Source organism: Niallia sp. Sow4_A1, from assembly GCF_052116745.1.
GTDB classification, from domain to species: Bacteria; Bacillota; Bacilli; order Bacillales; family Cytobacillaceae; genus Niallia; species Niallia hominis.
The window spans coordinates 1-8,650 of sequence record NZ_JBQKKM010000089.1; the positions used below are offsets into that span (position 1 = coordinate 1).

Consider the following 8,650-nt stretch of genomic DNA (forward strand, 5'->3'; position numbering starts at 1 on the left):
CCTTTCCTAGACACCCAAATCAACACTTCGAACAAATCTATTTGAATACGAAGGTGATCATCTACCTTGAGAAGTTGAAAAGTCATTTACACAAAAATATTGACAGTACCGAAAAAAGATTCGATTTCAACTAAATGGCCAAATAACTTTTGGGTAAGATTAAAAGGAATGACTTTTCATATACTGATAATAAAGGAGGGGATAAGAATGAATCCGATTATCGTGATTATCATTATCGATTTGACTGTTCTCATCGATTGTTTCTGATTTGATGTGAATAAAAAAAGGTGGGGATGGATGAATAATTGGACTAGCTTGAGTAAGTGGATCTTCTTTTCAGCATTTATCATCGTTTCAGTATTAATTTACGTTGGTATAAGTGCAGTATATTTCTCAGCTTAGCGTTTAGAGTATGTTTAAAAAAGAGTGGGGATTTTGATATGCTTGTAGAAAACGGTTGGTTATATAAAAAGAACGAGATCGAACTTTTAGATTATATTTTTGATATAGTTATAAAGTATCCGAATTCAGCAAGTGCCAAATTTGAACTAGGAAATAGGCATGACTACAATCAGGGAGTTCATAAAATAATATAGGGAATTAAATAATGCTTTCGCTGTTCTAACTGTTGCAGAAATTCGTTTCCTACATCTACTCTCCATATCTATGTTCTTAGGAATAACCTTACATAATGCAAATAGGGAGTCAGAAGGTATGAAGATGTATTAAGAGCAATTATGCGACAAATGAACTACGAATTTAGAAAGATATACTTTGCATTCGATAACTACATTAACAAATAAAAAACATTAAAGTGCAGTCATTTTATGTAAAATAGGCTTAAACACTTGTTAAGCCTATTTTTTATCCCGGTTGGTGGTTTTGTATTTTTGGCCTTTGCCGTCATAGGTGATCTACTCCCCAACAGGATCGCCCATGTTAAAGTAGCCTGAACGCTTTATTGTCCCATCTATACGATACCATTCCCAATAGCCATCAGGTGTATCATCAATAATCTTTCCTTTTGACCAAATTGTTATTCCGTTAGCATGATACTTAATCGTATCCTCATCTATTAGATCCAGTTTCTTTTCTTTTACGCCATTAGGGTGTATTATGTCACAATTTTTCTCGTCCATGCATACCTCCAGATAATTGTTTATTGATATTATGGGATAGAAGCTAGGATGCTCTGCATTTAGTATTTTCTCTTAAATTTTACTAAATCGCGACTCTCACCTTCTTTGTAATCAGAATACCAAATGAATGAAAGATATGCTAGACTAGAATCAAAAAAGGCAAGATTGATTTTTTGGAGGCTGATTATGGAAGTTTTTGCAGAATATTTAGAACGCATTGCTAATCCAGCGCATCGTGCTAGAACAAAAGAGGTTTTGGAGTGGGTAACAAATAATTTCCCTAGTTTAGTAACGAGAATTGCCTGGAATCAGCCGATGTTCACAGATCATGATACATACATAATTGGCTTTAGCGTTGCAAAACATCATTTGGCAGTCGCACCTGAAAGAGCTGGAATCATCCAATTTTCTGATGCAATTGTACAAGCTGGTTATGATCATACCAAGCAGTTGGTACGAATTAAGTGGGAAAGCCCGGTTGATTTCTCCTTACTTGAGAAAATGATCGAGTTTAATATTACTGATAAAGCAGATTGCATGACATTTTGGAGAAAAGAGTAAAATGTAGAAGGGGTTTATTAGATGGCAAATAGGAAACTAAATCCTAAAGTAGAGGAATTTTTAAGTAAAGATAGTCCGTGGAAGGAAGAATATGTGAAGTTAAGACAAATTGTTCTTGAGTGTGAAGAGCTTGTGGAAGAATTTAAATGGATGCATCCTTGTTACACAATAAAGAATAAAAATATTGTATTAATACATGGATTCAAAGAATATTGTGCCCTTTTATTTCATAAAGGTGCTCTGTTAAAAGATCCTCAAGGAATTCTAATCCAACAAACGGAGAATGTACAAGCAGCAAGGCAAATTCGATTTACTAGCTTACAGGATATAGTGAAATTGGAATCTGTCATAAAAGAATATATTCATGAAGCAATTGAAGTGGAAAAATCCGGTTTGGAAGTAACGATAAAAGAGCACAAAGAATACATCATTCCAGAAGAACTTGAAACGAAATTTGAAGAAATTCCAGAATTGAAAACTGCCTTTGAAGAATTGACGCCAGGACGACAAAGAGCATACATTCTTCATTTTTCTCAACCAAAGCAATCCAAAACTAGAGTTGCAAGGATTGAAAAAGCAATGGAAAGAATTCTAAATGGCAAGGGCTTAAATGACTGTATTTGTGGATTATCTCAAAAAATGCCCAATTGTGATGGCTCGCATAAGTTTGTTGGCAAGAAATGAATGACTTCAATGGGAGGATTGTACTGATTTCACACGAAAGAAGTACAACCTCCTTTTTATACTGAAAGAATAAGCGTAATAAAGAGCTATAAAATGCCTAATAAGAAATCGTGTTATGGACAAAAGATACAGATCGCTATTCAATATGTAATAGAAAATGGCGCTACCATGTTATCTGTCCCACATGATTTTTTTAAAGATTTACGCGCAAGGTGGGTGCAAGAATTCGATTGGAACCTAATTCAAATTGTTTGTAAAAGACAGATTTGAATTGCCCTGATTTACGAATGGCAAATAAAGAAGGAATATTCTGTCTAAACATAGAATAATACATAAAAATATGTTTAGAGAGGTGTATGGATGGACCAAATTAGCTGTATTTCCTACATTTTGCATCAGTCTCGTGAAGAAAACATAAGAAAAATAGCGATTGATCTGTTAATTGGGGATCTTTCGTTAAAAGAAGCAGAAGAAATTTCACCTCAAATGAAAAGAGAATTAAAGAAGGCAAAAGCATTGTATAAAAGTCATCGGGTTGATTTAAAGGCTGTTTCAGTATTTGTCCAAGACTTTATGTTTGTAACAGGATAGCTACCCATTGAAAAATAATATAGATAATAAATCTAATTTTTAAGTATTTCTCTTGCTAAGAAATGCTTTTTATTTTGCTTTTTAAAAAAACAATAAAAAAAGTGTATAAAATGATAATAATTTATTGTAAAACGATAAATGATATGGTAAATTCAAATAGAAATAAATAAGTGAGGTGTTTTTGATGAAACAGGTTTCAACGCTCTTTTTAAAGATTGCTGTTATTCTTATTGGAGTACCCATTCTTGCATTATGCATTTTTTTAGTACCGGAAATCGGAAAATTTGCTGCTGAATTGTATCCAAATAATGCTTATATAAAATATCTAATAATGCTTGATTTTTATGCTGCAGCTATTCCTTTCTACTTTGCATTGTATCAAGCATTTAAACTGTTAAACTATATTGATAGGAATGACGCATTCTCGGATTTATCGGTAAATGCATTAAAGAAAATAAAAAACTGTGCCATCTCCATTAGTGCTATTTTTGTGTTGGGTTTGCCGTTATTTTACCTTATAGCAGAAGTGGATGATGCCCCTGGGATCATTTTAATGGGACTGATTCTGATTTTTGCTTCGATGGTGATTGCCGTTTTTGCTGCCGTACTTCAAAAGCTATTAAAAGAGGCAATTGATATAAAATCAGAAAATGACTTAATCGTTTGAGGTGATATAAATGGCAATTATAATCAATATTGATGTGATGTTAGCAAAAAGGAAAATGAGTGTGACTGAACTATCGGAAAAGGTTGGAATTACAATGGCGAATCTTTCTATCTTGAAAAATGGCAAGGCAAAAGCAATCCGGATATCCACACTGGATGCAATTTGTGAAGCGTTGGATTGCCAACCTGGTGATATTTTGGAATATAGAAATGATGGAGAAATCTAATGATGAAAGGTCTAAAGCAGCTTATCTATTTTGGTTGGGAACAAGCATTATCTTGTATATTTCCTGTCGTTATTTTTGTTTCTTTGGCACTCACTAAAATGATAGAACTTCCCTTGATACCAAGATACGATTGGCTGCTACTTATCTGCCTTTTGATGCAGTGGCTAATGGTACGCACCGGTCTTGAAACGATGGATGAGTTAAAGGTGATAACCGTTTTCCATTTAATCGGACTTGCGCTGGAGCTTTTTAAAGTACATATGGATTCCTGGTCTTATCCTGAAGACGGCTATACAAAAATATATGGCGTCCCATTATATAGCGGCTTTATGTACGCAAGTGTAGCGAGTTTTCTCTGTCAGGCATGGAGGCGATTAGAGGTAGAGCTAGTAAATTGGCCACCATTTTTAGTTGTTGTTCCTCTTAGTACAGCCATTTATTTGAACTTTTTTACCCATCATTATTGGCTGGACATTCGTTGGTATTTATCTGGATTGGTACTAATCGTGTTTGGGAAGTCCTGGGTATTATACAAGGTAAATGGTATTAGATATCGTATGCCACTAGCCCTCTCCTTTTTATTGATTGGATTTTTTATTTGGATAGCAGAAAACATTGCTACATATTTCAGTGCATGGGAATATCCAAACCAAAGAGATGCCTGGAGTCTCGTTCATCTGGGAAAGGTGAGCTCATGGCTGTTATTGGTGATTGTTAGCTTTCTTATTGTGGCAACCTTGAAGCAGGTTAAGGGTAATATGACTAATAGTAAAGTAAATACTAATTCGATATGAAAAAAATGGTAGTGGAAAAAGTAAATGTAGTTGCCAGCTCCTTGATGAAATTAGATTGCAATAAAGTCTTGGAGCTCCTTTGTTAAATTATTAATCCTCCTCATCAGCTCCATTAGAGTACATTTCCTTTTCCGCTTGGAGCCATTTCATCATATCTTGTTTATCCGGATAAGAATCCTCTAAGTATTGGTGGCTTTCTAAAAATTTATATCCTTTTTTCGTTAGTCTAGCTGGCTTTAGTGAGAAAAAGGTATCGATTCTAAGTACTCTTTCAATATATCCTTCCTTTTCTAAAAAAAAGATAAAATTTTCAAATTCCCGCTGTTTTAAACAATAGTCTTTTGGTTTTGGTAAATCGATACCCTTGTGAAGCTCTCTTAGAATACTGTAGGTAATCTTCATTATCAAATCTCTTCCTTTTCTGTAATTAATTTTTCTCGAGCAACCATATAGATAAAAACACAAATAATAATTATAATCCTAATCAGTAAATGAAAGCAGATTTCTATATCTTAAAAAATAAATTCGATAATTATTATTTTCAAATTATTCTTTATTTTATCAAATAATATAGGTAATATGTTTTATAGGAGTTCTAAAAAATAATAATTTAATAGAAAAACCTAGTTATCAGGAGGGAAAAATGAAAATCCTAATTGGCCAGCCAAAAATGGAAAAGAGCTTACAACAATTATTAGTGGAATTAGAAAGTTTTCCTGAAGTGGATGTAATTCTATTTCCAGAGGGCTATTTCACTGCTGATTATTTAGAGGAAGTATGTCATTTAGCGAAAAAACATCATACATATATTGTCTCAGGTTATAAAGATGTGAATAATAAGGATAGAGCATTTATCGCCAATCGTTCTGGAAGGATGATGTTAGATAGAGCTAAAACGCCAGAGAATGAAATGTTATATAGACCATCCAAGACTAGTGATGACACATTATCATCAGGCTATTTACTTTGCAGAGAAATTTTTAAGGATTAGAAGGTTTAGAGAATGAAAATGTTAAGTTTATTTTGAATCCAATAGGTGTTGGCATGTATAGTGAGCAACAATATGAAGAATGGACTGGAGAAGCAAGAAAAAAAGCAATGAAGGAAAAAGCTTTCATTATAGGGACAAGCCATGCTGATGGGTCCTATCGAAATTGTGGTTTTTCCATCCCGATTGCTTACTGTTTCGATCAAAAAGGAAATGATTTATTACTTTCAAAAAATGATATTCGAACTAGAATTTTTGATACAGAGACTAATAGTATAAAGCTAGCAGAGAAATTAACATAATAGTAGAAGAAAGAAGGGGAATTAGTTAAGGCTAATTCCCTTAAGACAATAAATTTCCATCCAAATTAAAATAATTATGAAAAAGTTCTTTATAAACACTTGCAAATCGTAATCATTTCGTTTTATTATTAAATAGTTCGAAGGGTTTTAAAAATAGAACAAAGAACAAATGATTTTTTAAATCGTAATCATTTCGATTTGTTTTGGGAGTGAGAGTATTGAACAACAAGAAAATCCCTGTTACCGTTTTAAGCGGATATCTCGGGTCTGGTAAAACAACTTTGCTAAATCATCTTTTATCCAATAGGGAAAACCTAAAGGTTGCTGTTATTGTCAATGATATGAGTGAGGTAAATATTGACGCTTCATTGCTGAAACAGGAGGGTTTTTCAAGAACAGATGAAAAATTGGTGGAAATGCAAAATGGTTGCATCTGCTGTACACTTAGGGAAGATTTGATGCTAGAAGTGGAAAAGCTTGTGCAATTAGGTGATATTGATTATATCGTCATTGAATCGAGCGGGATTAGCGAACCGATTCCTGTTGCTCAAACATTTACCTATGTAGATGAGAGTGTAGGTATCGATTTATCCCGATACTGTCAGTTAGATACGATGGTTACTGTATTAGATGCTAATCGTTTTTGGCATGATTATTCTTCTGGTGAAAGTCTTTTAGACCGCAAGCAAGCAGTGGATGCAATGGATGAAAGAGAAATAGCAGATTTGTTAATCGATCAAATTGAATTTGCGAATGTTATTGTGTTGAATAAAACGGATTTAGTTTCGGAAAGCAAACTACAGGAACTGAAAGCAGTAGTCCAAAAGTTTAACCCAGAAGCCAAAATCATTGAAAGTGAATATTCCCGTATTTCCTTAAATCAAGTGTTATATACTCGGTTATTCGATTTTGAAGCTGCTAGTCAAAGTGCAGGCTGGATAAAAGAATTAAATGAAGAGCATATTCCGGAGACAGAGGAATATGGAATTTCTTCCTTTGTGTATCGTAGCAATAAACCTTTTCACCCTGTTAGATTGATGCAGTGGTTGGTAAACTGGCCAGTTGAAGTGGTTAGGTCGAAAGGATTTATTTGGTTGGCTACGAGAAATGAAATTGCTGGACTACTTTCTCAAGCAGGTCCATCCTTAACGATACAAGGAGCAGGCAATTGGGTAGCGACTTATTCGGAAAGCGAGCAGAAAGAAGTTTTAGAAGAAGATCCAGATTTACAAAAACGTTGGGATCCTCTTTATGGAGATCGCATGACAGAGTTAGTGTTTATTGGGATTGGCATGAATCAACAGCAAATGGAAGAAGAGCTAGATGCGTGTTTATTGACTGATATGGAAATGAAAAAGGATTGGACTAAATTCATTGATCCGCTACCTGCCTTTTTTGCAGAATGAGTAAAATTTATTAGGAGGAAGAAAAAATGAGAGTGAAAATTACTTTAGCATGTACAGAAACAGGAGATAGAAATTATATTACCACAAAAAACAAACGAAATAATCCAGACCGTATCGAGTTGATGAAGTATTGCCCACGTTTAAAAAAGCGTACTTTACACCGAGAAACAAAATAATTTTTTATAGTCGATAAATCGTAATGATTTCGTATTGGAGGAAACAATAATGGCAAAAAAATCAAAAATTGTAAAAGAAAAAAACGGCAAGCAATGGTTGAAAAATATGCAGCACTTCGAATGGAATTAAAAGAAAAAGGAGATATTGAAGCACTTAGAAAACTACCAAGAGATTCTTCAGCGACCCGCTTAAAAAACAGATGTGAAGTGACTGGTAGACCTAGAGGGTATTTGAGAACATTCAAAATGTCCCGTATTACATTTAGAGAATATGCCCATAAAGGACAGATTCCAGGAGTGAAAAAATCCAGCTGGTAATGAATAAAAAGAAAAGTCGTCAGCTTATTGGTTTGACGACTTTTATCTACACATCAAAAATGGAGGAACAGGAAATGAATTCCGTTAATCCTGAAGTAGTTCAATTTTTTTATCGAAGCGCGATTGCCAATTTGCCAGAAAAAAAACGGGAAATTTATCAATACATAGAGAGTAAAGAAGTAGAGTTAGAGGAAATGGCCATAAATGAGAAACAATTTATGGAGCTAATGGTCGGAAAATCGCCATTTAAGGAGGCTTCTGAATACTTTTCCCTCAGTATGCCTGCCATTAAAGAAATTATGGATGAAGCACAAGCGGAAATCGATTTAATGATAATGGCAAGAATTAATCAAATGAGATGGATAGATTATACTAAGTCAGATAGAAGTTTTCAAAAGAATAAAAAGAGGGTATTTGTTTTTGTTTCTTAAAAAACCACTTTTTACATTAATCAATTGCTATTCCCCATTTAACGAGAGAACGAAAACAAGTTAATAATCGCCGTTTTCCGAAAATAATATAAAACAATCAGTGTTACTCCAAGTATGAGTAGCACTTTTTTTATTATAAAAATAAAGCGATGAATTATATAATTTTTAAAAGTATCATATGTACGAACAAAGGTCACATATATATTAATATATTATAACAATTCATTATCATTTTCATATTGACATGGTACGCGTTTGATTGAGTCAAGTTTTTGTGGGAGTTTTTTTTAGCTCCCTTTTTATAAAGTAAAACTTCTAATTTTGTATCCGTTTTCTAAATGTTTTCTTTCATCAAAATTTCGTTTTT

13 protein-coding genes and 1 pseudogene are annotated in these 8,650 nt (G+C 33.6%); 12 read left to right on the plus strand and 2 right to left on the minus strand.

Features of this window, described 5'->3' with window-relative positions:
* Positions 1 to 914: 914 nt before the first annotated feature.
* Positions 915 to 1,139 (minus strand): hypothetical protein, encoded by a 225-nt coding sequence (locus ACTQ5K_RS24820; RefSeq protein WP_441994422.1) that lies wholly within the window; start codon positions 1,137 to 1,139, stop codon positions 915 to 917.
* Positions 1,140 to 1,325: 186 nt separating this feature from the next.
* Here ACTQ5K_RS24820 and ACTQ5K_RS24825 point away from each other — a divergent pair, with 186 nt between their 5' ends.
* From ACTQ5K_RS24825 to ACTQ5K_RS24850, 6 genes are all read left to right on the plus strand, one after another.
* Positions 1,326 to 1,700 (plus strand): iron chaperone, encoded by a 375-nt coding sequence (locus tag ACTQ5K_RS24825; RefSeq protein ID WP_031540119.1) that lies wholly within the window; start codon positions 1,326 to 1,328, stop codon positions 1,698 to 1,700.
* Between the two features lie 21 nt (positions 1,701 to 1,721).
* Entirely contained in the window at positions 1,722 to 2,384 is a 663-nt protein-coding gene (locus ACTQ5K_RS24830) for a DUF1801 domain-containing protein (protein ID WP_349205486.1), read from the plus strand.
* 360 nt (positions 2,385 to 2,744) lie between these two features.
* On the plus strand, positions 2,745 to 2,975 hold the full coding sequence (locus tag ACTQ5K_RS24835) for a hypothetical protein (protein ID WP_349205484.1): 231 nt from the start codon (positions 2,745 to 2,747) through the stop codon (positions 2,973 to 2,975).
* A gap of 184 nt (positions 2,976 to 3,159) precedes the next feature.
* Entirely contained in the window at positions 3,160 to 3,642 is a 483-nt protein-coding gene (locus ACTQ5K_RS24840) for a DUF2975 domain-containing protein (RefSeq protein ID WP_031540116.1), read from the plus strand.
* A gap of 10 nt (positions 3,643 to 3,652) precedes the next feature.
* Entirely contained in the window at positions 3,653 to 3,868 is a 216-nt protein-coding gene (locus tag ACTQ5K_RS24845) for a helix-turn-helix domain-containing protein (protein WP_031540115.1), read from the plus strand.
* Between the two features lie 2 nt (positions 3,869 to 3,870).
* The gene (locus ACTQ5K_RS24850) at positions 3,871 to 4,662 is read left to right on the plus strand and encodes a DUF817 domain-containing protein (RefSeq protein WP_349205488.1); all 792 of its coding nucleotides are present in this window, start codon (positions 3,871 to 3,873) and stop codon (positions 4,660 to 4,662) included.
* 90 nt (positions 4,663 to 4,752) lie between these two features.
* Here the strand turns inward: ACTQ5K_RS24850 and ACTQ5K_RS24855 are convergent, their stop codons facing one another.
* Positions 4,753 to 5,064, minus strand: a complete 312-nt coding sequence (locus ACTQ5K_RS24855) for a hypothetical protein (protein WP_235252059.1) — start codon at positions 5,062 to 5,064, stop codon at positions 4,753 to 4,755.
* A gap of 241 nt (positions 5,065 to 5,305) precedes the next feature.
* On the opposite strand from ACTQ5K_RS24855, the gene ACTQ5K_RS24860 reads away from it, so the two are divergent.
* The 6 genes and pseudogenes from ACTQ5K_RS24860 to ACTQ5K_RS24885 all read left to right on the plus strand — a co-directional run bounded on the left by ACTQ5K_RS24860 (position 5,306) and on the right by ACTQ5K_RS24885 (position 8,283).
* Entirely contained in the window at positions 5,306 to 5,653 is a 348-nt protein-coding gene (locus tag ACTQ5K_RS24860; protein WP_235252801.1) for a hypothetical protein, read from the plus strand.
* 53 nt (positions 5,654 to 5,706) lie between these two features.
* Positions 5,707 to 5,952, plus strand: coding sequence for a hypothetical protein (locus ACTQ5K_RS24865; RefSeq protein WP_231512608.1), 246 nt, complete (start codon positions 5,707 to 5,709; stop codon positions 5,950 to 5,952).
* A gap of 218 nt (positions 5,953 to 6,170) precedes the next feature.
* On the plus strand, positions 6,171 to 7,358 hold the full coding sequence (locus tag ACTQ5K_RS24870; protein WP_235252800.1) for a GTP-binding protein: 1,188 nt from the start codon (positions 6,171 to 6,173) through the stop codon (positions 7,356 to 7,358).
* Between the two features lie 26 nt (positions 7,359 to 7,384).
* On the plus strand, positions 7,385 to 7,534 hold the full coding sequence (gene rpmG / locus ACTQ5K_RS24875) for a 50S ribosomal protein L33 (protein WP_016203575.1): 150 nt from the start codon (positions 7,385 to 7,387) through the stop codon (positions 7,532 to 7,534).
* Between the two features lie 49 nt (positions 7,535 to 7,583).
* Positions 7,584 to 7,852: pseudogene (gene rpsN / locus ACTQ5K_RS24880) on the plus strand (30S ribosomal protein S14).
* A 74-nt stretch (positions 7,853 to 7,926) separates the two neighbouring features.
* The gene (locus ACTQ5K_RS24885; RefSeq protein ID WP_235252799.1) at positions 7,927 to 8,283 is read left to right on the plus strand and encodes a hypothetical protein; all 357 of its coding nucleotides are present in this window, start codon (positions 7,927 to 7,929) and stop codon (positions 8,281 to 8,283) included.
* The last annotated feature ends 367 nt before the right edge of the window (positions 8,284 to 8,650 follow it).